Raw genomic sequence first — 24,643 nt, forward strand, 5'->3', positions numbered from 1 at the left:
CCAGGATCAAACTCTCCGTAAATGTTTGATTGCACGACCCGACCCTTCGACAAGCTCAGGGACCGAGACGGCACATCTAGTGTGACTGACCGCCGGAATAGGCGGACCAGACACAAGTTTGAAACTGACAGAACAAATCATTACTGACTTGCTTTGTTGTTTAAATGTTTTCCAAAGGAATCTCTTCCGCGGTACTCCCTAGAAAGGAGCCCTACGACCGAGGTTTTTGGCATTTGACATTGTGCACGCTGTTGAGTTCTCAAGGATCGGACGCACCCGACTTCAGGCCCTATAATGGGCTGTCGCTTCGGGGCAACTTGTATAACTTACCTGCCCGACNGTATAACTTACCTGCCCGACAAGTCCGTGTCAAATCGAAGCAAGCGACCCATTCCGAGTACGCCGAAGCGACTCAAAACATTTCACGCACTCGATCTGGGAACCAGTCGGAGAGAGTTACTATCTTGGCTTCTTCTCGAATGCTTCCTTAGCGGATAGACAAACAAGGAGAAACTAAAACCTTCGTCCCACTTGAGGCCGGGAAGCTCTGCGGCTTTCCGAACCTGTGGGGTGACTAGAGAGACATTACGGTGAATTCTGGGGGTCCGCAACTCCCTCTCTCATCCCGGGCGTGTCGGCTATTCGGGCCTGACTCACGTCCCTGAATGCCGGCCGTTGCACAGCCCCGCAGGCCTCAGCGGCCGGTCGAGACTGTGACGGTGAACTTGGCGTTCCGCCCTATCTGGCGGGTCGGCCCCACCAGCCGGGTGAGTGCGGGCCGATACCCCAGGTGGGTGTTCCACACCGTCCACAGTTCACCGCCCTGTTGCAGCACCCGCCCGGCGTCCTCGAATAGTTTGAGCGCGATCCCGGCGTGCACGGACGAGCCGATGTGGAAAGGCGGGTTCAGCATTATCAGTTCGGCCGACGCATCCGGTTGGCTCTGCAGTGCGTCATCCCGCAAAACAGTCACGCGGTCGCCGAGCGAATTGGCCGCCATGGTGGCCCGAGCAGAGGCGACGGCCGCAGCCGACTGGTCGGTAGCGGTCACTCGCAGGGTGGGGCGGCTCCGTGCAAGGGCGGCGGCGAGCACTCCGGTGCCGCAGCCGAGGTCTATGGCGCTCCGGGCATCCGGCTTCATGCGATCGAGGTACTCGAGCAGGTAGCGCGTTCCGATATCGATGGTCGCGCCGGCGAACGCAGCTCCGTGAGCACACACCGTGAGGCCCAGGTCACCGTGCACCACGGATTGCGGCCAGATGGACACCGCCGACTGAACTGCAGAAGGTATCGGGGACGCTGCCTTGATCACCCGGGACTTCTGCCGGGCCGGGCTGACGTGCACCTGCGCGAAGTGCCGCCCGAGCACCTCGTTCATGGCCGACGTCATGTGCTTGATGCGCCCACCGGCGATCACGACCACATCCGGAGCGGCGTACCGACGGATGGCATCGGCGATCTCGTCAAGTGCCGCCAGGCTACGCGGCAGCTGGACCAACACCACTCGCGCGTTCGCCAGCAGTTCTTCGCCCACGTCGAGGGAGCGGTAAGTGTCGGAGAGCCCGGCATCGATCGCATTGCGGACGAGCGCCGATTCCCCGGAGAGTACATCCTGGTGCACCCGGATGCCCCGAACGGCATGAAGTGCGGCCGCGCCCAGAGTGAGGGCACCATATCTGTCCTCGAGCACCACGACCTCGCCAGCCCCGGCCTCGGCCAGGGCACCCGCTGCCTCGTCGAGGATCAGCCGGTCGCTCGCATCCACGGCGAAGAGGTTGTCCGCTTCCACATCGGGGAAACGCCTCAGACGGTCAAAGGAAAAATCAGACATTCCCTCAGGCTAACCCGCAGTCGCGGTTACGCGTGGTCGTCCGCCGGGCGGACATCCAACGGGCGCCAGATCACGATCTGGGTCGAACGCCGGGTCCGCGTGCCGGCCCGCATCGAGATGACCTCACCGGCCGGGCCGGCCGCGAAAACGCGGCGACCCGGGCGGTTCAGCAGTTCATCGGCCAGGGCCGATTCGAGTTCCCGCAGACGCGATTCGAGCGTGCGCACGTGGTCCTCGAGACCCAGGATGCGACGGATGCCTTCCAGGCTCACGCCCTCGGCGCCGAGTTCCGCGATCTCGCGGAGCTTGGCCACATCCCGCATCGAGTACCGGCGAGACCGACCGGGGGTGCGGTCGGGGCTCACCAGTCCCAGGCGATCGTATTGGCGCAGAGTTTGCGGGTGCATGCCCGCAAGCTCGGCAGCCATCGAGATCACGAAAACCCGGGTGTTCTCGTCCACCGTCAGTCTCTCGCCTTCGCGAGGAGGTCGTCGCGCGGGTTCTCCTTCGGCAGCGCTTCCGCGAAGGCCGCGAGTTTCTCCTCGGCGTCCTTCGACAGATGTGACGGAACGGCAACCTGAACCTCCGCCAGGAGATCTCCGGTGCCCTTGGGCGTCACGACGCCGCGCCCCTTGACGCGGAGCACGCGCCCGCTCGGGGTGCCGGGGGCGATGCGCAATTTGACCGGCACGCCGCCCAGGGTCGGCACCTCGATCGTGGCGCCGAGTGCCGCCTCGACGAAGGTGACCGGCACCGAGACCCGTAGGTTCAGGCCATCGCGCTCGAAGACCGGGTGCTTGCGTACGTTCACCGTGAGCACGATGTCGCCCGACTCGCCGCCGTCGGGGCTGTGCTGCCCCTGGCCGCGCAGCTTGATCTTCTGCCCGTCGGCCACACCGGCCGGAATCTTCACCTTGATAGCGCGGCCGTCCTGCGTCTGCAAGGTGATCTGATCGCCGTGGGTGGCCGTGATGAAGTCGACCGTGGTCGACGCGATCACGTCACGCCCGCGGGTCGGTCCGCCGTAGCCGCGGAAGCCGCCGCTCGAGGTTCCGAACCCGCCGCCGCCCTGGCCGCGGCCGAACATGCCGCCGAGCAGGTCGTCGAAGCCGCCCTGCTCATAGGAGTAGCCGGGCTGCTGCTGCCGGGCTCCCCCGCCGAACATGCCGCCGAAGACGTCGTCGAAGCCTCCGGCCTGGCCGCCGCCGGGGCGCGGGGCGGTGAAGCGAGCTCCACCGCCCATCGCGCGCACGGCGTCGTATTCCTTGCGTTGCGCCGGGTCGCCGATCACCGAGTGTGCCTCGCTGATCTCCTTGAACTTCGCCTCGGCCGCAGGATTGCCCGGGTTGGAGTCCGGGTGGTACTTGCGGGCGAGTTTGCGATAGGCCTTTTTCAACTCGGCCGGAGTGACGTCCTTAGACACACCCAGGACCTTGTAGAAGTCCTTATCGAACCAGTCCTGGCTAGCCATCGCTCGGTACCTGCACGACGACCTTGGCCACGCGCAGGAGCGACGCGCCCAGGAAGTAGCCGGTCTCGATGACGTCGCCGACGGTATCCGACTCAATGTCGGCGGTGGGCAGCTGGAAGATCGCCTCGTGGATGGTCGGATCGAACGGTTCACCGACGGTACCGAAGGGCCTCACGCCCAGACGCTCGACGCTCGCACGCAGTTTCGCGGCGATCGTGCTGAACGCCGAATCCTCGACCAGGTCGCCGTGCTTCTCAGCACGGTCGAGGTCGTCGAGCACCGGAATCAGACCCTTGACGACATCCACGGTGACGCGCTCGCGCTCGACCTCGCGGTTCGCCTCGGTGCGCCGACGGTAGTTGGCGTACTCCGCGGTGACGCGCTTGAGGTCGGCGAGGTGCTCGCTCGTGGGCTCGTCGACTTCGCGCGCGGCGGCGTCCAGGATGTCCTGGACCGTCAGCTCGTCCTCTTCGATGCCCTCGGCAGACGCCGCGTCGGCGTTCACGGCACCCGCGTCGGCACCTGCGTCGGCCGCTGCGGCTTCCGCGTCGGCCCCGGGGGCACCCTCAGCGGATGCCCCCTCTTCAAACGGCTCGTCGCCGGGACGCTTCGTGTCGTCTGCCATTACTTCTTGGCCTCTGAAGCGTCGTCTTCGTCGTCGACAACCTCGGCGTCAACCACGTCTTCGTCGGAGCCTGCCGCGTCGGCGGCCGGCTCGGAGTCGGACGGGGCGCCGGCCGCGGCATCCGCCTGGCTGGTCTTGTAGATAGCCTCGCCGAGCTTGCCCTGGCTCTCGTTGAGCTTGTCGAAAGCGGTCTTCACGGCTGCGTCGTCGTCTCCGGCGAGCGCGGACTTGAGGGCGTCGACGTCGGCCTGGACCTCGGACTTGACGTCCTCGGGGAGCTTCTCGTCGTTCTCCTTGATCAGCTTCTCGATCGAGTAGGCGAGCTGCTCGGCCGTGTTGCGGGTCTCGGCGGCCTCGCGGCGGCGCTTGTCCTCGGCGGCGTGCTCTTCACCCTCGCGCACCATGCGCTCGATGTCTTCCTTCGCGAGCGAGGATCCGCCCGTGATGGTCATCGACTGCTCCTTGCCGGTGCCCTTGTCCTTTGCGGACACGTGCACGATTCCGTTGGCGTCGAGGTCGAAGGTGACCTCGACCTGCGGGATGCCGCGCGGGGCCGGCGCGATGCCGGTCAGCTCGAACGTGCCGAGGTTCTTGTTGTCGCGGGTGAACTCACGCTCGCCCTGGAAGACCTGGATCGCGACGGACGGCTGGTTGTCGTCGGCCGTGGTGAAGGTCTCGCTGCGCTTGGTCGGGATGGCCGTGTTGCGCTCGATGAGGCGCGTCATGATGCCGCCCTTGGTTTCGATGCCGAGGCTCAGCGGGGTGACGTCGATGAGCAGAACGTCCTTGCGCTCGCCCTTCAGCACGCCGGCCTGCAGCGCGGCGCCGACGGCGACGACCTCGTCCGGGTTGACGCCCTTGTTCGGGTCCTTGCCACCGGTCTCGGCCTTGACGAGCTCGTACACGGCGGGCATACGGGTGGAGCCACCGACGAGAACGACGTGGGCGATGTCTTCCACCTTGACGCCGGCTTCCCGGATGACGTCCTGGAACGGCTTCTTCGTGCGGTCGAGCAGGTCTTCGGTCATCTTCTCGAACTGGGCGCGGGTGAGCGTCTCGTCGAGGTTGGCCGGGCCGTTCTCCGTGAGGGAGAGGTACGGCAGCTGGATGCTCGTCGACATGCTGCTCGAGAGTTCCTTCTTGGCCTGCTCGGCGGCTTCCTTGAGGCGCTGCTTGGCGATCTTGTCCTTGGAGACGTCGACGCCGGTGGTTTCCTTGAACTTCTTGATCAGGTGGTCGACGATGCGCTGGTCCCAGTCGTCGCCGCCGAGGCGGTTGTCACCGGCGGTGGACCGCACCTGGATGGTCGAGAAGTCGTCGTCCTTGCCTACCTCGAGGAGGGAGACGTCGAAGGTTCCACCGCCGAGGTCGAAGACCAGGATGAGCTCGTCTTCCTTGCCGCGGTCCAGGCCGTAGGCCAGGGCGGCCGCGGTGGGCTCGTTGATGATGCGCAGCACGTTGAGTCCGGAGATCTCACCGGCTTCCTTGGTGGCCTGACGCTCGGCGTCGTTGAAGTACGCGGGAACGGTGATGACGGCATCCGTCACCTTGTCGCCCAGGTACGCCTCGGCGTCGCGCTTGAGCTTGGCCAGGATACGGGCGGACACTTCCTGCGGGGTGAACTTCTTGTCGTCGATGCCGACGTTCCAATCAGTGCCCATGTGGCGCTTGACTGAAGCGATGGTGCGGTCGACGTTGGTGACGGCCTGGCGCTTGGCGGTCTCGCCGACCAGCACTTCGCCGTCCTTGGTGAAGGCGACGACGGACGGGGTGGTCCGGAAGCCTTCGGCGTTTGCGATGACGGTGGGTTCTCCACCCTCGAGGACGGCCACCACAGAGTTGGTGGTTCCGAGGTCGATGCCTACTGCACGGGCCATGTGTGCGTTCTCCTTCAAAAGTTTTTGTGCTCACCCTGATTCCTCAGAGTTGAGTGGTGCAGACTCAAGTGTGCCAGTGACTCAAATCGGAGTCAAGCTGCGTACCTGAGAGTTGAGCCTGAGTGACTCAACTTTGGGATTTCGCCTGATTGATAGTTTTCGGCTACCGCCATCCACTAGCCTCAGCGCATGACCGGGATAGCGGAGCAGGGCGGCACGGATGCCCAGGCGTTGCCAGACACGACCAGCAAGCGCCGCGTGGTGGCCTGGAGCTTCTGGGACTGGGGGTCTGCCGCGTTCAATGCGGTCGTCACCACCTTCGTTTTCACCGTGTACATCACGGGGAGCTCCTTCGGCGACAAGGACGTGATCTCGGCCCAACTTGGTTGGGCCCTCGCCATCGCCGGCTTCCTGGTGGCCGTCCTCGCCCCGATCACCGGGCAGCGCTCGGACACGTCCGGCCGGCGCAAGCTGTGGCTCGGCGTGAACACGTTCATCGTGGTGGCGCTCACTGCGGCGATGTTCTTCGTGCAGCCGTCGCCCGGCTTCCTGCTGCTCGGGCTCTTCCTGGTGGCTGCCGGCAACGTCTTCTTCGAGTTCGCCAGCGTCAACTACAACGCCATGCTGTCCCAGGTCTCGACCGCGGGCACCATTGGAAAAGTCAGCGGCTTCGGCTGGGGCATGGGCTACATCGGCGGCATCGTGCTGCTGCTCATCGTCTACTTCGGTTTCATCAGCCCCGATGTGGGCCTGTTCGGGGTGACCGGTGAGGACGGCCTGTCGGTGCGAGTCACCATGCTGATCGCGGCCGCCTGGTTCGGACTGTTCGCCCTGCCGGTGCTGCTCTCGGTTCCCGAATACCGTTCCCCTGCCGCGGCGCGGCGGCCCCGGGTGAGCTTTCTCCGTTCCTACGTCGTGCTCGGCCAGGACGTGCGTCGACTCTGGACGACCAGTCGCCCGACGGTGTACTTCCTCATCGCGAGCGCGATCTTCCGCGACGGCCTGGCCGGGGTGTTCACCTTCGGCGGGGTGCTCGCGGCATCCGTCTTCGGTTTCTCACCCGGCGAGGTGATTATTTTCGCGATCGCCGCGAACGTCGTGGCGGGCGCGGCCACCATCGTCGCCGGTGCGCTCGACGACCGGGTCGGCGCGAAGCCCATCATCGTGACCGCCCTGATCGGCCTGATCGTGTTCGGCAGCATTGTGTTCCTGCTGCACGACGGCGGCCCGATCGTGTTCTGGACCGCCGGCCTGGCCCTCACGCTTTTCGTCGGACCTGCCCAGTCCGCCAGCCGCACCTTCCTGGCCCGACTGATCCCGCCCGGCCGAGAGGGCGAGGTCTTCGGGCTCTACGCCACCACGGGCCGCGCGGTGAGTTTTCTGGCCCCCGCCATGTTCGCCCTGATGGTGACGATCTTCGGCGAAACGTACTGGGGCATCCTCGGGCTGATGCTCGTTCTGCTCGCCGGGCTGCTCCTCCTTTTGCCGGTGAAGGCGCACCAGGACCAGATCGGTTAGCGGATGCGGGTGGCCTCGTTGTGTTCGATGAGCAGCCAGGTGGCACCCTCGTCGTTGGAGACCCAGCCCTCCCAGGCGTAGGCATCAGCCGTGATCGAGGCGAAGTTCCAGCGGATCGGGCGGCCGTCGGTGCCTGTGCCGTCCTGGCGCAGACCGTTGCGGTGCGGCGTTGCGACGAGGTGGCAGTATTCCCCGGATGCCGGTGCGAAGTAGCTGACCCGCCAGACGCCGGCGTACGGGTCGTAGACGCGCAGGGCCGTGGCGACGGCCTCGAACCCGGACGGGTGCGAGTCGCTCGGCACGACCTCGACGTCCTGCACCGCACGGCCGTCGAGCACGAAGTCGACGATCCAGGTGAATTCGCGGCCGGTCCACTCGCCGCTGGCCTCGTCAAGGCGCGACCCCTTCGCGGCCCAGGCGCCGACCAGCTGGCCGAACCGACGCATCCGCCCAGGGTATTCGGGCGTGGGTCCCGGCGCGACGAGCGCCTCGGCAAAGCTGGGCACGGATGTGGTCATGCCCCGATTTTACCGGGCGGATGTTGCATCCGTATGAACCGGACTATTCGGCTCCGGTGGTCGAGCCCGTCGCGGTGGTCGAGCTTGTCGCGGTGGTCGAGCTTGTCGCGGTGGTCGAGCTTGTCGAGACCCCCCGCACATCCGTGCAGTGGAAGTTCTGGAACGACCGCGACGCCGTCGGACCGCGCTGGCCCTGGTACCGCGAACTGTATTCGCTCGACCCGTACGGCCGCTCCGCCGGTGAGCTCAACCGGAAGAAGCACAGTTGCCCGATCTTCATGCCCGGCCACAGCTTGATCGGCAGAGTGGCGACGTTGCTCAGTTCCAGCGTCACGTGGCCGGTGAAACCGGGGTCGATGAACCCGGCGGTCGAGTGTGTGAGCAGGCCGAGCCGACCCAGCGAGCTCTTGCCCTCCAGCCGCGCGGCAACGTCGTCGGGAAGGGTGACCTTCTCGTAGGTGGATCCGAGCACGAACTCCCCCGGGTGCAGGATGAACGGTTCGCCGGCGGCGGTCTCGATCAACCGGGTCAGATCGGGCTGGTCTTCGGCCGGATCGATATACGGATACTTGTGGTTGTCGAAGAGGCGGAAGAAGCCGTCCAGACGCACGTCGATGCTCGACGGTTGAATCATGTCGGCCTGATACGGCTCCAGACGGATTCGTTCCGCGTCGATTTGAGCCTTGATATCACGATCCGAGAGCAGCACGGGTCCAGCCTAACGGCGCGGACTTGATATGCTGACACGGTTCCGCTGCGGGCTTGCCTGCGAAGCGGACGTGCGGATGTAGTTCAATGGTAGAACTTCAGCTTCCCAAGCTGATAGCGCGGGTTCGATTCCCGTCATCCGCTCTCTCGCCTCCGGTATCGTCGAAACCATGACCGATCCCACACTGCGCATGCCCAACTCCGTACTGCGGGTGGTGCTCGATCTCGGCCCGCTGCCATTGGACATCCCTCCGCTGCCTCCGCGTTTCCAGCACCCGGAATTCGACGCGGACTGGGATGAAGAGGAGCAGATCGCCGGCATCTTCCTCGGCTTCGACGACGGTGAATTCCACCTCGACATCATGGAAGACGGCGTCGAATACCACTTTCATCACGCGGACGGCTCTTCGAGCGACGACAGTCCGTGGCCGGCCGCCGACACGCAGGCGCTCGTCGACTGGGCGAACGGATTCGTTCTGCACGTCGCTCCACGCCTGCCCGACCTCCTCGAAGACGCCGACGAGGCCGCCGAATGGCACCATGTGGGGTTGCCCGTCTATTCCCGCGACTACGGCCCGGTTCCGCTCGAGATCATCGACGTGGAGCTGGAAGGAGAGCAGCTGATGCTGCCCTGGCTCGGCTCCGGCCACATCGACGACGAGCACCTCGACGGACCCGATCACCCGATCGCGCTGCTCTGGAACCCGGAGCACGAAGATCCAGACATCCCCATCGCGCGGGTGTGGTTGAACCCGAAAACCGGGGAACCGAAAGCGCGGGCCGAGGCCGGTGTGAACTGGACGGCCGTGGGCCTCACGCAGGCAGAGGTCCTGTCCTGGGCGGAGAGCCTGTACCTGAATCACCATGTGATCGGCGACCCGGCGCAGATGATCATGCGGGCCGCGCTCGTGCGAATGGCTGGGCTCGACCGCTAGGCGACGGGCCGAGCCGCGCCGCGACCCTCAACCGGTAAAACCCAAGGTCACGGCAGGATAAATATCCTGCACACAGTCTGGGCTCCCGTTCCTCGAACCGCTAGGTTGATCGCGGGGGCTTGACGGGGTGATGCAGAGACCGTTGTTCCCTAGCCGCCGCGTCCAAGGAGAACAATGAATCGTCGTTTGCAGTCCGCACTCATCGCATCACTCGCCGTCGCCGCTCTGGGGCTGACCGGGTGCGCATCGGACCAGGGCGCAGGCGCCGCAGACAGCGGCAAGCTCACCTACGAGGACAGCCCGCTGAACAAGTACCTGTCCGCCGCGTACGGCGAGTACGACGAAGACCAGGCGATCGCCGATTCAAAAAAGGTCGAAGAGAGCACCGCAGCCTGCATGGCCGAGGAAGGCTTCGACTACATCCCCGTCGACCAGTCGCAGAACATGTCATCGTTCAACATGGACGACCAGGAAGATCGCGAAACCGAGGAATGGGTCGCCGCGAACGGCTACGGAATGACCCAGAGCCCGGAAGAGATGGCGGCCCAGCAGGAGCAGGCGGAGTCGTACGTCGATCCCAACCAGGACTACGTCGCGTCGCTGTCCGAGGGCGAGCAGACCGCGTACTACGAGGTGCTCTACGGTGCGCCCCAAACGGAAGACATGATGAGCGAAGACGGCTCCTCGGAATACAACTGGGAGGACGCCGGCTGCTCGGGATCGGCCCAGCACGAGGTCAACGGCGAGGACCCCTCCCAGGACAAGGCCCACAAGCCGCTCTTCGACGCGATCACCACGTTCTACGAGAAACTGCAGAAGGATCCCGCCGTTCAGGAACTCGACGGCAAGTGGGCGGCCTGCATGGCTGACACGGGGCATCCGGATTACAAGGCGAAGCAGGATGCGATCAACGCGGCCAGCGAGCTCTCGAACGCCCTGTACAACACTGACACCGGCGAGGCTCCGAGCGATGAGGCTCTCGCCAAGGTGCGCGAGGGCGAGATCGAGATCGCCCTGGCCGACTTCGCCTGCAGCGAGAAGGTCAACTACACCGACTCGATGCTCACGGTGCAGTTCAAGCTGGAAGAGCAGTTCGTCGACGACCACAAGGCCGAACTCGACGCGTTCGCCGCCGACTACGCGCAGGGTGAGTAGTGGCGGAGCGTGGGGCCGGCGCCAGCCCGACCGCGCCGGAATTCGCCGACCTCGCTGAGCTCGAGGCCACCGACGTCGACGTGTCGACGCGCAGCCAGGGCTGGGGGCGGCTGCTGAACGGCAACCGCACGATCTGGGTGGTGTCGGCCATCGCCGTCGTCGCCCTGGCCGCGGGGCTCGTACTCGGCCGGTTCGTCGTGTCACCGGCGGATGCCGCGAACAACGCCACGGCTCCCGAACCGGGCCTGATCACGGTGCCCGTGGAAAAGAAGGTGCTCGGCAACGACATCACCATCCGCGGCGACGCCACCTACGCCGACTCGGTCGAGGTGACCATCGAGACCGGAGATCTCGGCGGTCCGGCGATCGTCACCGGGCAGGTGCCGGAGGTCGGCGCCACGCTCGACGCCGTGTCGATCGCCCTCGAGGTGGCCGGCCGACCGGTCATCGTGCTCCCCGGCGATCTGCCCGTGTACCGCACGCTCCGCCTCGGCGTCGCCGGACCCGACGTGGTCCAGCTGAAACAGGGGCTCGAGGCCGTGGGCATCGAGGCCGGCGACGTGACGTCCAACCTGTTCGACGCCGACACGTCGGCCGGGGTGCAGGCCCTCTACGAGCGCGTCGGCTATCCCGCTCCGGACGCCCCGGAGGGCGTCACCGAGGCGGTCCAGTCCGCAACGGAGCAGGTCAGATCGGCCGAGGACGGCGTGGCCCTGGCCGAACAGGCCCTCTCGGCGGCGCAATCGGGACCGTCCGCCGTCGACCGGGTCGAGCAGGACAACCTCGTGCGTGCCGGCGAACGCGCTCTGGCGGCGGCGCGGGCGGCCGGCGAACCCAACGCGATCGCGGACGCGACGGATGCGCTCACGCTGGCGAAGACCCGGCGCGATTCCGCGTTCGCGGCCCGCGACGTGACCGCCGAAGCCGCCGCCCTGCGGTCCGCGGAGCAGCAGGCGACGAGCGCCCGCGACTCGCTCACCACGGCCGAAGAGGCCACCATGACCTATCTTCCGGCCGGCGAGATCCTCTACCTGCCGGGTCTCCCCCGACGGGTGGACGAGGTCACCGTGGACCGCGGGTCCACCATCAAGGGCTCCGTGATGCGGGTCTCCGGCGCCACCATCCAGATCAGCGCCACCGCCTCGGCGGGTGACGCCAAACTCATGAAGGTCGGCGACGCCGCCGTCTTGTCCTTGCCGGACGATTCCGAGCACGGCGCCACCGTGACCTCCATCGCCGTCGCCGAGTCCGCGGAGGGGACGGAGGCCGCGAGCGGACGGTTCACCATCCTGCTCACGCCCGACGAGCTCACCCCCGAGCAGCTGCAGAGCATCCAGGGCAGCAATCTGCGGGTCACCATCCCGGTCAGCTCGACCGACGGGGAGGTGCTCGCGGTGCCGCTGGCCGCGCTCACGGCCGGACCCGGAGGAGAGTCCCGGGTCGAAGTGTCTTCCGGCACCGGGGACGAGACCGTGCTCGTCGAGGTGACGGCCGGACTCGCCGCCGACGGCTTCGTCGAGGTGGTGGCGGTCGACGGTTCCCTCGGGGAAGGGGACCTCGTGGTGGTCGGGCGATGATCCGGCCTCCGGTCGTGGATCTCATCGACGTGACCCGGTCCTTCACCGGCCCACCCGAGGTGCAGGCGCTCAAATCGATCAACCTGCGGGTGGAGAAGCAGGACTACCTGTCGATCGTCGGGCCGAGCGGGTCAGGCAAGTCGACCATGCTCAACATCCTCGGCCTGCTCGACCGGCCGAGCGTCGGCGAGTACTACCTCGACGGGGCCCTCACCAGCCTGGCCGGCGAGGCGGAGCGGGCCGCACTCCGCGGAGGCAAGATCGGCTTCGTGTTCCAGGCCTTCCACCTGATGCCGCACCGCTCGGTGCTCGACAATGTGCTCCTGGCCACGGTGTACAGCGGCGTTCCGCGCGCCGATCGCGAGCGACGTGCCCGGGCAGCTCTGCACCGGGTGCACCTGGAGCACCGGATCGATTTTCTGCCCGGCACCCTGTCCGGCGGGGAGCGGCAACGGGTCGCCGTTGCGCGGGCCGTCGTGGCCTCCCCCCAGCTCCTGCTGGCCGACGAACCCACCGGCAACCTCGACGCGACCACCTCCGGGGAGGTCATGGACCTGTTCGAGGAACTGAACGCCGACGGCCTCACCCTCATCGTCATCACGCACGACCAGGCCGTGGCGGATCGTGCCGGGCGCACCATCAGCATCTCCGACGGCCGAGTGAGCGAAACGACATGAAGATACGGATGCCCCGCCGTCGCCGGGCGGAACGCGGGCCGGCCCCGCAGAGCGCCCCTGACGGCGGGGACGCACCGCTCATCGCCCGCGCGGACCGGTTCTCGGTGCAGGACCTCATCGTCGAGGCCGGCTTCGGCATCGGGGCCCGCCCGACCCGCCTGATCATGACCACCCTCGGTACGGTGCTCGGCATCGCGTCGCTCGTGGTGACGATCGGTTTCGCCCAGACCGCGGCCGGCCAGATCGCCAGTCAGTTCGATGCCGTGGCAGCCACTCAGGTCGTGATCGAACCGGGCAGCGCCAGCGGCCTGAACGGCACCGAGCGGGCGACGGGGAGCCTGCCCTGGGACGCGCCGGACCGGGTCAGCCGGCTGGCCGGGGTGGAGCTCGCGGGTCTTGTTACCGAGGTACCTCTCGACGCGGTGACGATCACCGCGGTGCCGGTCAACGACCCCTCGGAACCGCCGACCCTCGGCCCGGCCCTGATGGCCACCTCCGCCGGGCTTCTCGATGCGGTTCGCGGGCACCTCGTCACCGGCCGGTATTTCGACGCCGGACACGACGCCCGGTCCGACCGGGTGGCGGTCCTCGGATCCCGGGCGGCCGAGCGCCTGGGGATCAACCGCGTCGACAGCCAGCCCTCGATCTTCATCGGCGACTCCTCCTATACCGTGATCGGCATCATCGACCAGGTGGAGCGACGCCCCGACCTCCTCGACTCGGTGATCGTGCCGCTGGGCACCGCGCGTGCCGACTTCGGCCTGACCAGCCCGGACGAACTGCAGATCCAGATCGCGCTCGGCGCCGGGAAGGTCGTGGCCGCCCAGGCTCCGATCGCCCTCAACCCCAACGCGCCGGAGAACTACGAGGTGCAGGCACCCTCCTCCGGCTCCGCCCTGCGCGATAACGTGCAGGCCGACGTGAACGTCGTCTTCCTGATTCTCGGCGTGCTCGCCCTGCTCGCCGGCGGCCTGGGCATCGCGAATGTCACCATGCTGTCGGTGATGGAGCGGGTGGGCGAGATCGGTTTGCGCCGGGCGCTGGGTGCGACCAAACGCAACATCGCCAATCAGTTCATGGTCGAATCGGTGGTGATCGGGCTGCTCGGCGGACTGATCGGGGCCGCGCTGGGGGTCTTCGCCGTCGTGCTGGTGTCGGTCGTCCAGGGATGGGCGCCGGTCGTGGATCCCTGGCTCGCCGCCGGGTCAGCCCTCCTCGGCGCCGTGGTGGGCCTGCTGGCCGGGGTCTACCCTGCCGTGAAGGCGTCGAACATCGAACCGATCATCGCCCTGCGCGGGGGCACCTGACCTGACTCCCGCTGCCCGGCTCAGCTGCGGCGAGCGCGGGCCTCGTCGGCGGAGAGCGCCAGGTCGACGAACGCGCGCACGGCCGCCAATGCCCGCCGTTTGCGGGCCGCGGCCAGGTACACGGTGAAATCAGGCAGGTTCGCCACGGGGATGCGGTGCACCGCCGGAGCGTCCTGAGCGGTGAAGGCCGGCAACAGGGCGACGCCGAGGCCGTTCGTCACATATTCGGCGGCGGTCCCGATGTCGGACACCTCGATCATGACCCGCCGCTCGAGCCCGGCGGCGGCGAAGGCGTCGTCCACGATCTGCCGGCTGGCGTAGCCGGGCGGGAGATCGATGAACTCCTCCGCACCGAAGTCGGCGAGGTCCACCGCAGACGCGGCGGCCAGCCGGTGGCCGTGAGGCACGACCAACACCATCGGCGATGAGGCGAGCGGCACCGCCAGCAGCGCCGTCGGCGCCGGGCCGCTGAGGGCGAGGAAGGCCAGGTCGAGTTCGCCCGAGACGAGTTCGTCGACCAGACCGGCCGAGCCTCGCCGCGCCGCGCGCAGACGAACCCCGACACCGGGGTGGCCGGTTCGGTACAGGCCGAGCAGCCTCGGCACATTCACCAGCGTGACCGAGGTCATCAGCCCGATCACGATGGCGCCGGTGATCGCCCGGGTGCTCTCCTGAGCCGCGTCACGCACCTCGTTCACCGCGTCGAGCGCGTCGCGCACCTTCGGCAGGAGCAACTCCCCGGTCGAGGTGAGCCTGATCTGGCGCCGGCTGCGATCGAACAACTCGACGCCCAGCTCGTTCTCCAGCGAACGCACGCCCGCCGACACGGCGGATTGGGCGATGGTGAGGCGGTCCGCGGCGCGGGTGAAGCTCAGTTCGCCGGCGACGGCGCTGAAGAATTCGAGCTGTCTGACATCCATGCGCTTAGCATCTCATTTTCAGATCAGTGGCATCGTAATTCGGCGTTGTTTCCTATCGGTTGACCGGCAAGGATTGTCAGAGACGCCGCAACAGCGGCGACCCGGAAGGCATGACCATGACGACGAACTCACCTGTCCTGAGCGACCGAGACGCGACGGATGCCCCACTCACCCCGGCGGACGCCGGCCGGCCCGCCGGATCCGTTCGCTCCGCCGAACGCGTGGTCGAGGTGCTGACGGCCTACGGCGTGAAGTGGGTCTTCGGCGTTCCCGGTGCCAAGATCGACCCGGTCTACGACGCTCTCGTCGACAACGGCCCCGAGGTGATTGTGGTGCGGCACGAGCAGAACGCCGCCTTCATGGCCGCAGCCGTCGGACGCCTCACCGGCCAGCCGGGCGTCGTGCTCGTGACGAGCGGCCCGGGCACCTCCAATCTGGCGACGGGACTGCTCACGGCAACGACCGAGGGAGACCCGCTCGTCGCCCTGTGCGGCGCCGTCCCCCGGGCCGACCGGTTGAAGCGCACCCACCAGACCATGGATGCCGTAGGCATGCTCTCCGCCGTGACCAAGTCCGCCGGCGAGGTCAGCGTCGCCGACAACGTCCCGGAGGCCATCGCCAACGCCTTCCGCCAGGCCACCCAGGAGCCCAAGGGCGCCGCCGCCGTCGTGCTCCCCTACGACGTGCTCACCGACTCGACCACCGTGTCGATGAAGCACCCGCACTGGGTCCCGACTCTGGGCGCGGCATCCTCGGCGAGCCTCGAGCAGGCCGCCGCTCTACTGAAGGATGCGAAGTTCCCGGTCATCCTCGCCGGCGCCCGGTCCGGCTCGGACCGCGCCGTCGCAGCACTGCACCGCCTGTTGGGCGTGGCCGGGCTACCCGTGGTCGAGACCTTCCAGGCCGCCGGAGTCATTTCGCACGAGCTCGAGGAGCACTATCTCGGACGCGTGGGCCTGTTCCGCAACCAGCCCGGGGACATCCTGCTGCACAAGGCCGACGTGATCCTGGCCGTCGGCTACGACTTCGTCGAGTACGAGCCATCGAAGTGGAACAAAGACCACCTGCGCGTGATCATCCACCTCGACGAGCTCTCGGCCGACCTCGACGACTACTACCGCCCCACGGTCGAGCTGCGCGGCGACGTCGCGGAGACCCTCGACGCGCTCGCCCGTCAGGTCGACGGTCTGACGATGCCGACGGCCGCCGCCGCCGAGGTCGCCGCGCAGCGGGCCCGTCTCGCGCACGCTGACCAGCCCACCGGCCACCGGGACGAATCCGAGGGCGTGCATCCGGCCGACCTCACGCTGATGATGCGCGAGCTACTGCCGGACGACACGACGGTGCTCTGCGACGTCGGGTCGCACTACATCTACATGGCGCGGCACTTCCGCACCTACCACCCGCGCACCCTGCTGTTCTCGAACGGCCAGCAGACACTGGGCGTGGCGCTGCCGTGGGCGATCGCGGCAACCCTGGTGCGACCGGGCACCCCGGTCGTGTCCGTCTCCGGCGACGGCGGTTTCCTCTATTCCGCCATGGAGCTGGAGACGGCCGTGCGGCTCGGGTCGACGTTCACGCACGTCATCTTCAACGACGGCACCTACGACATGGTGGCGTTCCAGCAGATGGGCAAGTACGGCCGCACGTCCGGCGTGCAGTTGGGCGATTACGACGCCGTCGCCTACGCCGAATCGTTCGGCGCCCACGGTTACCGGGTGACGCACCTCGACGACTTCGCCGCCGTGCTGGCGAAGGCCCTGAACGAACCCGGCCCGAGCATCATCGACGTGCACGTCGACTACCGCAACAATAGAGATGACCTGATGGCCGATCTGGAAAGCGATGTACTGCAATGAGCAAGTCCACTGTCACCCGCCACGAGATCTTCCAGACCAGCCTGATGAGCGCACTGCTCGACGGGGTCTACGAAGATGAGATGACCGTAGCCGACCTGCTGAGCCGCGGCAGCTTCGGCATCGGCACGTTCAACGGCCTCGACGGCGAAATGCTGATCATCGACGGCACCTGCTACCAGCTGCGGGCCGACGGCGGGGTCTCCAAGGCAGACCTGGGCGCGTACACGCCCTACGCCGTCGTCACGAATTTCGTCCCTCACATCGAGAGCAAGCTGCCGCAGAACATCGTGCGCGCCGAGGCGTCGACGTTCATCGACAAGATGACGGCGTCGCAGAACTACATGTACGCCCTGCGCATCGACGGCGACTTCGAGTGGATTCGGATGCGCACGGTCGTCAAGCAGGAGAAGCCGTACCGCCCCATGGTGGAGGCCACCGACGAGGACGCCATCGTCGAGCTGCACGACGTCTCGGGCGTCGTCGCCGGCTTCCGAACCCCGCTCTACGAGCAGGGCATCGGGGTTCCGGGCTGCCACACCCACTTCGTCACCGACGACCGCACGGCCGGGGGCCATGTGCTCGACTTCAAGCTGCGCTCCGGCACCGCGGCCCTGTGCCTCGGCACCGACCTGCGCCTGCAACTGCCGCTGACGGATGCGTTCAAGAACGCGAATCTGGCCCCGGACGACCTGGAATGGCAGATTCAGAAGACCGAGATGCACGCCTGAGCGCAGACGTACGATGGGGAGGTGAATGACTCCCTGCCGCCGTGCCCAGAATGTTCCAGTGAATACGCCTACGAGATGGGGGCACTCCTGGTCTGCCCGATCTGCGCGCACGAGTGGAGCAACGACCCGGCCGAGACGGCCGAAACGGCCGAAGACACCACCGTCAAGGATGCCTTCGGTACCGTGCTCGCCGACGGCGACACCGTGACGATCATCAAGGACCTCAAGGTCAAGGGCAGCGCGACCTCGATCAAGGTGGGAACGAAGGTGCGCGGCATCCGCCTGGTCGATGGCGTCGGTGACCACGACATCGACTGCAAGGTGGATGGGTTCGGGGCCATGCAGTTGAAGTCCAGCGTGGTCAAGAAGGCCTAGCGGTCCGCCGGCTCAGTTCGTCTGGGGAGGGTTGGTCACGCCGAGAGCCCGCGTGATGTGTGTCGGTGTCTGATCGCCAGCAGGGTGAGCGAGACGCCCCCCAGGAGCAGAATCGACCCGGCTGCGAGCGGCGTGCTGAGAACCGTACCGGTCTCCGCGAGTTGAGAGTATGAAGCGCTCCCACCGGTCTTCGCGAGTTGAGAGCGGGCAGCACTCGCACCGGGCATGAGCGCGCCGGGCACGCTGGCCGTCGCCATCGGTGCCACAGGCGCCGTGCCGGCTGCAAGGGGGGTGCCAGAGATCGCCCCTGTCGTGTCGGCCGGGGTCGGCCCGACGGCAGGTGCGTCCGACGCGATGGGGTTTGTCGCTGTCGGGGAGACCGTCTCGGAGGTAACGTCCAGGGGGGAGCAGCCGGTCGGCGCGGTGATCGTGTTCGTGTCGAGAGTGACGGCGGCCGTGCGGGCCAACAGCCGCCCGACGATCGTGGCGCCCGTGGTTGCGGTGACGGACTGCTGCGCCAGGACGGTGCCCTGGAATTGTGCGGCCGTGCCGATTGTGGCGGAACTGCCAACCTGCCAGAACACATTGCACGCGCTGGCGCCGCCGGTGATCGTGATCCGGGTCGCCGACCCGATCGTCAGGGTCGAGGCTGCCTGGAACACCCACACTGAATTCGCGCTTCCGGCGAGTGTGAGGGCACCGTTGTCGGAGAGAGCCAGCGCGCCGCCGGTGTACACGCCGGGTGTCAGCGACAGACCGCTGAGCTCACCGATTCCGGTGGTCGTGGGAGTGAGGGACGCAGCGACGTTGTAAGCGGTGGTCGTGTCGCTTTGCGCCCCCGCCGCGGCGGCGTCGGTGGCGTGCACCGTGCCGTTGACAATACCGTTCGGTGCGCCTCCGAACCCGGTGATCGAGGTACCCGGGGAGAGGCCAAGATCGCCGTTGATGATCGTGGGACCTGTGTTCGTGACCGTGGTCGCGCCCAGAACACCGTAACTTGCGGCCGTTCCGAGATCGACAGGGCCGTCACCAACAGTCGCGGCGGATGCCGTTTCCATAGATCCCAGAGAGATGGCGACGGCAAGGCCGACACTCACCAGCAACGACGCCACAGCGCGAGACGAAAACGAGATGACCGGGTCGGGGGCACACGTGATGGTACGGATGATCAGTTGGGTTCTTTCGGTTCGGTAGCCCGGCTAACCCTCACCGGGTCCCGTGGCTTTGCGTCCCCGGCTTACGCCGGGTTTGCCTTTATCGTTGAGGCCGCGACTGCGGAAGCGAGAGTGATCTCGCTGTCCAGCTCGAAATACAAGCTCTTCCCCTGCACTTATTTTGATTAATGCGTGCACTGTTCTGCTAGTTCACACTCACCCCCAGTTCGGGTGTCGTTGCGTGTGGGCGCGGCGCACCACTAGCGGCCGGAACCGGACCCGGCCCGGCGGTTCGACCGGAGCGCCGCCAGATCCGTGCTCACCAGGGTGCGGATCCGTTCAGCCCGTCGCTGCGCGTAGTCGGGTTCCCGGCGGTCCACCGTCTGGTCGGCCAGGCGTGCGGCGAGCGCGGAACCGATCTCCTCGCTGGCGTCCTGCCGGGCGTGCTCGAGAAGACCCGCGACCTGCTCGTCATCGTCGGCCACGGCGCTCAGGGCCGCAGCCAGTTCCAGGTGTACCCGCCGCCGCAGGCCCAGCTGGCGCACGTCGAGTTTGCGGTCATCCGTTGCCTCGAACGCGCTCCACTGACGGGCGAGGTCCCTGCGCTGCCGGCCGGCGCGCTCGGCGTCCTCCTCGTTCTGGCTCACGAGCCGGTTCAGTTCGGTGCGGGCGGCGGCGGCGTAATCGGCGCTCGCGAAGTCGCGGTGCTCGCGCAGCGCGCCCACGATGATGTGATTCTTCACGGCCATGCGCACCGCCGAGAGCGCGATGAGCAGGCCCTCCTCGACAATCCGTTCAATGGAGGCCATGGCGCCACCCTATGCCCGAGGGTCGCTCGGGGGTTTCATAGGCAGCATGACGGCAGGAACCGATACTTCGACACACTGGCCCACCATCCCCAAGAATGTTCGCGCCCTCGCGGTGCCGCCGAATCTGGTCGACTACGACGAGACCTGCGCCACCTTCACCTGGGACGAAGCCCGGAAGTCCCTCTCGGGGCTGCCCGGCGACCGGGGCCGGAACATCGCCTACGAGGCGGTCGACCGCCATGCCGCCGGCGACCGGGCCGACCACGAGGCCCTGCGCTTCGTGCGCGGCGATGGCAGCACCCACTCGCTCAGTTATGCGGAGCTGGCCGAGCAGACCGGCCGCTTCGCCAGCGTGCTGCGAAGCCTGGGCATCGGGCGCGGCGACCGGGTCTTCTCCCTGACCGGTCGCATCCCCGCGCTGTATGTCACGGTTCTCGGCACGTTCAAGAACGGGAGCGTCTTCTGCCCGCTGTTCTCCGCGTTCGGACCCGAGCCGGTGCGGCAGCGCCTGCAGCTGGGCGGGGGGCGCGCGCTCGTCACGACGCGGGCGCTGTATCGCAAGAAGGTGGCGCCGATCCGGGACCGGCTGCCCGAACTGCGGCACGTGCTGCTGGTGGACGCCGACGGCACACCGGATCCGGACACCCTGGACCTCGCCGCACTCATGCGGGAGGCTCCACCCTACGGCGAGATCGCCGCAACGCAGGGCGAGGATATGGCCCTGCTGCATTTCACGAGCGGCACCACGGGCACGCCGAAGGGCGCTGTCCACGTACACGACGCGGTGGTCGCGCACTACGCGACCGGCCGTTTCGCCCTCGATCTGCACCCCGACGACGTCTACTGGTGCACCGCCGACCCCGGCTGGGTCACCGGCACCTCGTACGGCATCATCGCGCCGTTGGTGCACGGAGTGACCGCTATCGTCGACGAGGAGGAGTTGGACGCCGACCGGTGGTACCGGGTGCTCGCCGAGCAGCACGTGAGCGTCTGGTACACCGCGCCAACGGCACTACGGATGCTGATGAAAGCCGGTACCGACCGAGCCGCCGGTCACGACCTCTCCGCCCTGCGCTTCGTGGCGAGCGTGGGCGAACCGCTCAACCCCGAGGTCGTGGTGTGGGGCCAGGAGGCATTCGGGCAACCCGTTCACGACAACTGGTGGCAGACCGAGACCGGCGGAATCATGATCGCCAACTACGCGGCCACCCCCATCCGTCCCGGTTCGATGGGGCGGCCCCTGCCCGGCGTCGAGGCCGCGATCGTCGCGCGCGACGAGACGGGTGCGCCGCGGATGCAGGGCGGAGAAGTCGTGCTGGTGACCGAACCGGATGCCGTGGGCGAGCTGGCCCTCCGGCCCGGCTGGCCGTCGATGTTCCGCGGGTATCTGGGCGAGGAGGAGCGCTACCGCCGCGCCTTCGCCGGCGGCTGGTACCTCACCGGCGACCTCGCCCGGCGGGATGCCGACGGGTACTACTGGTTCGTCGGCCGCGGGGATGACGTCATCAAGTCGTCGGGGCACCTGATCGGGCCCTTCGAGGTGGAGAGCTCGTTGATGGAGCATGAGGCGGTGGCGGAGGCCGGCGTGATCGGCATCCCCGACCCGGTTGCCGGCGAGGTGGTCAAGGCCTTCGTGGAGTTGCTGCCGGGCTGGGAGCCCAGCGAGGCGCTGCGCCTGGACATCATCGGTTTCGCCCGCAAACGCCTGGGCCCCGCCGTGGCGCCCCGGGAACTGGACTTCACCCCGTCGTTGCCGAAGACCCGCAGCGGCAAGATTCTGCGCCGACTGCTCAAGGCCCGCGAGCTGGGCCTGCCCGAGGGTGACACGTCTACCGTCGAGGCACCCCGATGAACCCCGAGCGAGCGGAGCGGGCCGAGCGAGCGGCGGCCCGCATCCGGTCGAACCCGGAGCACGCCCGCAGACTCCTGCACCAGATGCTGCGAGTGCGCCGGTTCGAGGAGAAGTGCGTCGAGCTCTACAGCGCCGCGAAGATCCGCGGGTTCATGCACGTCTACATCGGCGAGGAGGCCGTGGCGGCCGGTGTGCTGGCGACGCTCGAACCGGGCGACGCCGTCGTGGCGACGTACCGCGAGCACGGCCATGCCCTGCTGCACGGGGTTGCCGCGGGAGCCATCCTGGCCGAGATGTACGGCTTCGAGCAGGGATGCTGCCACGGCCGCGGCGGCTCCATGCACCTTTTCGACGCGGCCACCCGGTTCTTCGGCGGCAACGCCATCGTGGCAGGCGGCCTGCCGGTGGCCGTGGGCCTCGCCCTGGCCGACAAGATGACCGGCCGCTCCCGCGTCACCGTCTGCTTCTTCGGCGAGGGCGCCGTGGCCGAGGGCGAATTCCACGAGAGCCTCAACCTCGCCGCGCTCTGGCAGCTGCCGGTGCTGTTCTGCTGCGAGAACAACCTCTACGCCATGGGCACGGCGCTCGGCCGCTCGGAGTCCCAGACCGACCTCGCGCTGAAGGCGGCGTCGTACGAGATCCCCGCCTGGCCGGTGGACGGCATGGACGTTCTGGCCGTCGAAGAGGCCGCCCGGCGGGCCGTGTCCGCCGTGCGGGCCGGCTCCGGACCGCACTTCCTCGAGCTGCGCACCTACCGGTTCCGGGCGCACTCCATGTACGACCCGGAACGCTACCGCGAGAAGGCCGAGGTGTCCCAGTGGCTGGAACGCGACCCGATCGATCTGCTGCGGGGAGCCGTCGAGGCTGCCGGCGAACTCTCCGAGACGCAGTGGTCGGAGGTGCAGGCGCAGGTGGACGCCGAGGTGCAGGCCGCCGTCGACTTCGCCGAGGCCGGCACCCTGGAGCCGGTCGAAGAGCTCACCCGTCACGTCTATACAGACCGGGCCGCCACCGACCTGGACGCCACCGACCGAGACGCCACCGACCGGAAACGACCATGAAACGGACCGCGATGACGACCACGTACCGCGAAGCCATGCGCGAGGCCATCCGCGAGGCGCTGCAGCGCGACGACCGGGTATTCCTGATGGGCGAGGACGTCGGGGCCTACGGCGGGTGCTTCGCGGTGAGCCTGGGGCTGCTGGAGGAATTCGGGCCGGAACGCATCCGGGACACCCCGCTGTCCGAGGCGGGGTTCGTCGGGGCGGGGATCGGTGCGGCGTTGGGAGGTATGCGTCCGATCATCGAGATCATGACCGTCAATTTCAGCCTGCTCGCGCTGGACCAGATCATGAACAACGCGGCGACCCTGTCGCACATGTCAGGCGGACAGTTCAGCGTGCCCGTCGTGATTCGCATGACCACCGGGGCGGGGCGCCAGCTGGCCGCCCAGCACTCGCACAGTCTCGAGGGGTGGTACGCGCACATCCCGGGCCTGCGCATCCTCGCACCGGCGACGGTGGCCGACGCCCGAGGCATGCTGTGGACAGCCCTGACAGACCCCGACCCGGTGCTCATCTTCGAGCACGGGTCGCTGTACAACACTTCTGGCGAGCTGGGCGACGACGCCGGAGCCGTCGACATCGACACCGCCGCCATCCGCCGGCCGGGAGCCGATGTCTCCCTGATCACCTACGGCGGCACCCTGCCCACTGTGCTCGAGGCCGCCACGCAGCTGATGAAGGAGGGAATCGACGCGGAGGTCCTCGACCTGCGCACCCTCCGGCCGCTCGACGACTCCGCGATCCTGGCCACCGTGGCCCGAACCCACCGCGCCGTGGTGGTGGACGAGGGCTGGCGCAGCGGCAGCATCTCGGCCGAGATCAGCGCACGCATCACCGAGGCCGCGTTCTTCGACCTGGATGCACCCGTGGGCCGGGTCTGCAGTGCGGAGGTGCCCCTGCCGTACGCCAAACACCTCGAACAGGCCGCCCTGCCCTCGGTCGCCCGGGTCATCGCCGCCGCCCGGGAGGCGGTGGGCCAGCATGGGTGAGTTCCGGATGCCGGCGCTCGGCGCCGACATGGAACAGGGCCGGGTGGTGGAGTGGCTGGTCAAACCGGGCGACTACGTTCACCGCGGGGACATGATCGCCGTCGTCGACACTGAGAAGGCCGACATCGACGTGGAGTCCTTCGAGGAGGGCGTGATCGCCGAACTGCTCGTCGAGGTCGGCACAACGGTTCCCGTCGGCGCCGCCCTCGCCCGGATCACCCAGACACCGGCGACCGGGGCCGAGCCCACCGCTGCCGCCCCCGGCACGGCACCCTCCGCGCCACGAGCGGAGCCACCCCCCGTAATGGCCCCCGTAGAGGCCCCCGTAGAGGCCCCCGCGGCCCCGGCGTCCGGCTTCGTCTCTCCCCCGGTGCGCCAACTCGCCCATCGGCTCGGCGTCGACACCGACACCGTGCGCGGCACCGGCAAGCGCGGCGCGGTGACGCGCGCCGACGTGGAGCACGCGGCCGCCCGGAAACCGTCAGCCGAACCCGCACCCGCAGCCGCAGCCGCAGCCGAACCGGAACAGTCACGCCCGCCCGGCCGCCGGGTGCGCTCCTCGCCGCGCGCCCGCAGCGTTGCTGAATCCCTCGGCATCGAGCTGGCCGGCGTGCCGGGAACGGGCGCCGGCGGCGCCGTCACCGAGGCCGACGTGCGACGCTTCGCCGCAGCGGCAGCGGCCGCCCCGCTCACC

General features: G+C 67.7%; 23 protein-coding genes, 1 tRNA gene and 1 riboswitch. Of the genes, 14 read left to right on the forward strand and 10 right to left on the reverse strand.

Going from position 1 to position 24,643, the window contains the following annotated elements:
* Positions 1–694: 694 nt before the first annotated feature.
* The 5 genes from E3T49_RS07015 to dnaK are packed head-to-tail and all read right to left on the reverse strand — an operon-like array spanning position 695 to position 5,804.
* Complete coding sequence (locus tag E3T49_RS07015; RefSeq protein WP_134424255.1) at positions 695–1,831, reverse strand: class I SAM-dependent methyltransferase; 1,137 nt, start codon at positions 1,829–1,831, stop codon at positions 695–697.
* 26 nt (positions 1,832–1,857) lie between these two features.
* Complete coding sequence (locus E3T49_RS07020) at positions 1,858–2,292, reverse strand: heat shock protein transcriptional repressor HspR (protein ID WP_134424256.1); 435 nt, start codon at positions 2,290–2,292, stop codon at positions 1,858–1,860.
* A gap of 2 nt (positions 2,293–2,294) precedes the next feature.
* Complete coding sequence (locus tag E3T49_RS07025) at positions 2,295–3,302, reverse strand: DnaJ C-terminal domain-containing protein (RefSeq protein ID WP_134424257.1); 1,008 nt, start codon at positions 3,300–3,302, stop codon at positions 2,295–2,297.
* On the reverse strand, positions 3,295–3,927 hold the full coding sequence (locus E3T49_RS07030) for a nucleotide exchange factor GrpE (RefSeq protein ID WP_134424258.1): 633 nt from the start codon (positions 3,925–3,927) through the stop codon (positions 3,295–3,297). Before E3T49_RS07030 ends, E3T49_RS07025 begins: the two co-directional genes overlap by 8 nt.
* Positions 3,927–5,804 carry a molecular chaperone DnaK gene (gene dnaK, locus E3T49_RS07035; protein ID WP_134424259.1) on the reverse strand — a complete coding sequence of 626 codons (1,878 nt, stop codon included), beginning with the start codon at positions 5,802–5,804 and terminating at the stop codon, positions 3,927–3,929. Before dnaK ends, E3T49_RS07030 begins: the two co-directional genes overlap by 1 nt.
* A 189-nt stretch (positions 5,805–5,993) precedes the next feature.
* On the opposite strand from dnaK, the gene E3T49_RS07040 reads away from it, so the two are divergent.
* A complete protein-coding gene (locus E3T49_RS07040) occupies positions 5,994–7,322 on the forward strand; it encodes an MFS transporter (protein WP_134424260.1) in 1,329 nt (442 codons plus the stop codon).
* Here E3T49_RS07040 and E3T49_RS07045 read toward each other — a convergent pair.
* Both E3T49_RS07045 and dcd read right to left on the reverse strand, forming a co-directional pair.
* Positions 7,319–7,840 (reverse strand): hypothetical protein, encoded by a 522-nt coding sequence (locus E3T49_RS07045; RefSeq protein ID WP_134424261.1) that lies wholly within the window; start codon positions 7,838–7,840, stop codon positions 7,319–7,321. The two genes, E3T49_RS07040 and E3T49_RS07045, sit on opposite strands and share 4 nt — an antisense overlap.
* Positions 7,841–7,883: 43 nt before the next feature.
* On the reverse strand, positions 7,884–8,549 hold the full coding sequence (gene dcd, locus E3T49_RS07050) for a dCTP deaminase (RefSeq protein WP_134424262.1): 666 nt from the start codon (positions 8,547–8,549) through the stop codon (positions 7,884–7,886).
* Between the two features lie 72 nt (positions 8,550–8,621).
* On the opposite strand from dcd, the gene E3T49_RS07055 reads away from it, so the two are divergent.
* From E3T49_RS07055 to E3T49_RS07080, 6 genes are all read left to right on the forward strand, one after another.
* Positions 8,622–8,692, forward strand: a tRNA-Gly gene (locus E3T49_RS07055).
* 26 nt (positions 8,693–8,718) lie between these two features.
* Positions 8,719–9,483, forward strand: a complete 765-nt coding sequence (locus E3T49_RS07060) for a hypothetical protein (protein WP_134424263.1) — start codon at positions 8,719–8,721, stop codon at positions 9,481–9,483.
* 174 nt (positions 9,484–9,657) lie between these two features.
* The gene (locus E3T49_RS07065) at positions 9,658–10,638 is read left to right on the forward strand and encodes a hypothetical protein (RefSeq protein ID WP_134424264.1); all 981 of its coding nucleotides are present in this window, start codon (positions 9,658–9,660) and stop codon (positions 10,636–10,638) included.
* The gene (locus E3T49_RS07070) at positions 10,638–12,215 is read left to right on the forward strand and encodes an efflux RND transporter periplasmic adaptor subunit (protein ID WP_241972700.1); all 1,578 of its coding nucleotides are present in this window, start codon (positions 10,638–10,640) and stop codon (positions 12,213–12,215) included. Before E3T49_RS07065 ends, E3T49_RS07070 begins: the two co-directional genes overlap by 1 nt.
* The gene (locus tag E3T49_RS07075; protein ID WP_134424265.1) at positions 12,212–12,892 is read left to right on the forward strand and encodes an ABC transporter ATP-binding protein; all 681 of its coding nucleotides are present in this window, start codon (positions 12,212–12,214) and stop codon (positions 12,890–12,892) included. Before E3T49_RS07070 ends, E3T49_RS07075 begins: the two co-directional genes overlap by 4 nt.
* Before the next feature lie 8 nt (positions 12,893–12,900).
* Positions 12,901–14,199, forward strand: coding sequence for an ABC transporter permease (locus E3T49_RS07080; protein ID WP_166785492.1), 1,299 nt, complete (start codon positions 12,901–12,903; stop codon positions 14,197–14,199).
* A gap of 20 nt (positions 14,200–14,219) precedes the next feature.
* On the opposite strand, the gene E3T49_RS07085 is transcribed toward E3T49_RS07080, so the two are convergent.
* A complete protein-coding gene (locus tag E3T49_RS07085; protein ID WP_134424267.1) occupies positions 14,220–15,119 on the reverse strand; it encodes a LysR substrate-binding domain-containing protein in 900 nt (299 codons plus the stop codon).
* A 116-nt stretch (positions 15,120–15,235) separates the two neighbouring features.
* On the opposite strand from E3T49_RS07085, the gene alsS reads away from it, so the two are divergent.
* From alsS to E3T49_RS07100, 3 genes are read left to right on the forward strand one after another with little or no spacing between them, the layout of a single operon-like run.
* Positions 15,236–16,978 carry an acetolactate synthase AlsS gene (gene alsS / locus E3T49_RS07090; RefSeq protein WP_134424268.1) on the forward strand — a complete coding sequence of 581 codons (1,743 nt, stop codon included), beginning with the start codon at positions 15,236–15,238 and terminating at the stop codon, positions 16,976–16,978.
* Positions 16,975–17,706 (forward strand): acetolactate decarboxylase, encoded by a 732-nt coding sequence (gene budA, locus E3T49_RS07095; RefSeq protein WP_134424269.1) that lies wholly within the window; start codon positions 16,975–16,977, stop codon positions 17,704–17,706. Before alsS ends, budA begins: the two co-directional genes overlap by 4 nt.
* Before the next feature lie 21 nt (positions 17,707–17,727).
* Positions 17,728–18,081: a zinc ribbon domain-containing protein YjdM gene (locus E3T49_RS07100; protein WP_134424270.1), complete on the forward strand. Its 354-nt coding sequence runs from the start codon at positions 17,728–17,730 to the stop codon at positions 18,079–18,081.
* 35 nt (positions 18,082–18,116) lie between these two features.
* Here E3T49_RS07100 and E3T49_RS07105 read toward each other — a convergent pair whose 3' ends face one another.
* A complete protein-coding gene (locus E3T49_RS07105) occupies positions 18,117–19,193 on the reverse strand; it encodes an ice-binding family protein (RefSeq protein WP_198414230.1) in 1,077 nt (358 codons plus the stop codon).
* A gap of 74 nt (positions 19,194–19,267) precedes the next feature.
* A riboswitch (cyclic di-GMP riboswitch) is annotated at positions 19,268–19,344 on the reverse strand.
* 151 nt (positions 19,345–19,495) lie between these two features.
* Positions 19,496–20,044, reverse strand: coding sequence for a hypothetical protein (locus tag E3T49_RS07110; protein WP_134424271.1), 549 nt, complete (start codon positions 20,042–20,044; stop codon positions 19,496–19,498).
* A 46-nt stretch (positions 20,045–20,090) separates the two neighbouring features.
* On the opposite strand from E3T49_RS07110, the gene acsA reads away from it, so the two are divergent.
* The 4 genes from acsA to E3T49_RS07130 form a co-directional block, all read left to right on the forward strand.
* A complete protein-coding gene (gene acsA / locus E3T49_RS07115) occupies positions 20,091–21,896 on the forward strand; it encodes an acetate--CoA ligase (RefSeq protein WP_134424272.1) in 1,806 nt (601 codons plus the stop codon).
* Complete coding sequence (gene pdhA, locus E3T49_RS07120; protein WP_134424273.1) at positions 21,893–22,957, forward strand: pyruvate dehydrogenase (acetyl-transferring) E1 component subunit alpha; 1,065 nt, start codon at positions 21,893–21,895, stop codon at positions 22,955–22,957. The genes acsA and pdhA overlap by 4 nt, the downstream gene beginning before the upstream one ends.
* An 11-nt stretch (positions 22,958–22,968) precedes the next feature.
* On the forward strand, positions 22,969–23,949 hold the full coding sequence (locus E3T49_RS07125) for an alpha-ketoacid dehydrogenase subunit beta (RefSeq protein WP_134424277.1): 981 nt from the start codon (positions 22,969–22,971) through the stop codon (positions 23,947–23,949).
* On the forward strand, positions 23,942–24,643 hold a 702-nt coding region (locus E3T49_RS07130), incomplete at its 3' end, for an E3 binding domain-containing protein (protein WP_134424274.1). The genes E3T49_RS07125 and E3T49_RS07130, both read left to right, overlap by 8 nt.

This window comes from Cryobacterium cryoconiti (assembly GCF_004403065.1).
GTDB classification, from domain to species: Bacteria; Actinomycetota; Actinomycetes; order Actinomycetales; family Microbacteriaceae; genus Cryobacterium; species Cryobacterium cryoconiti.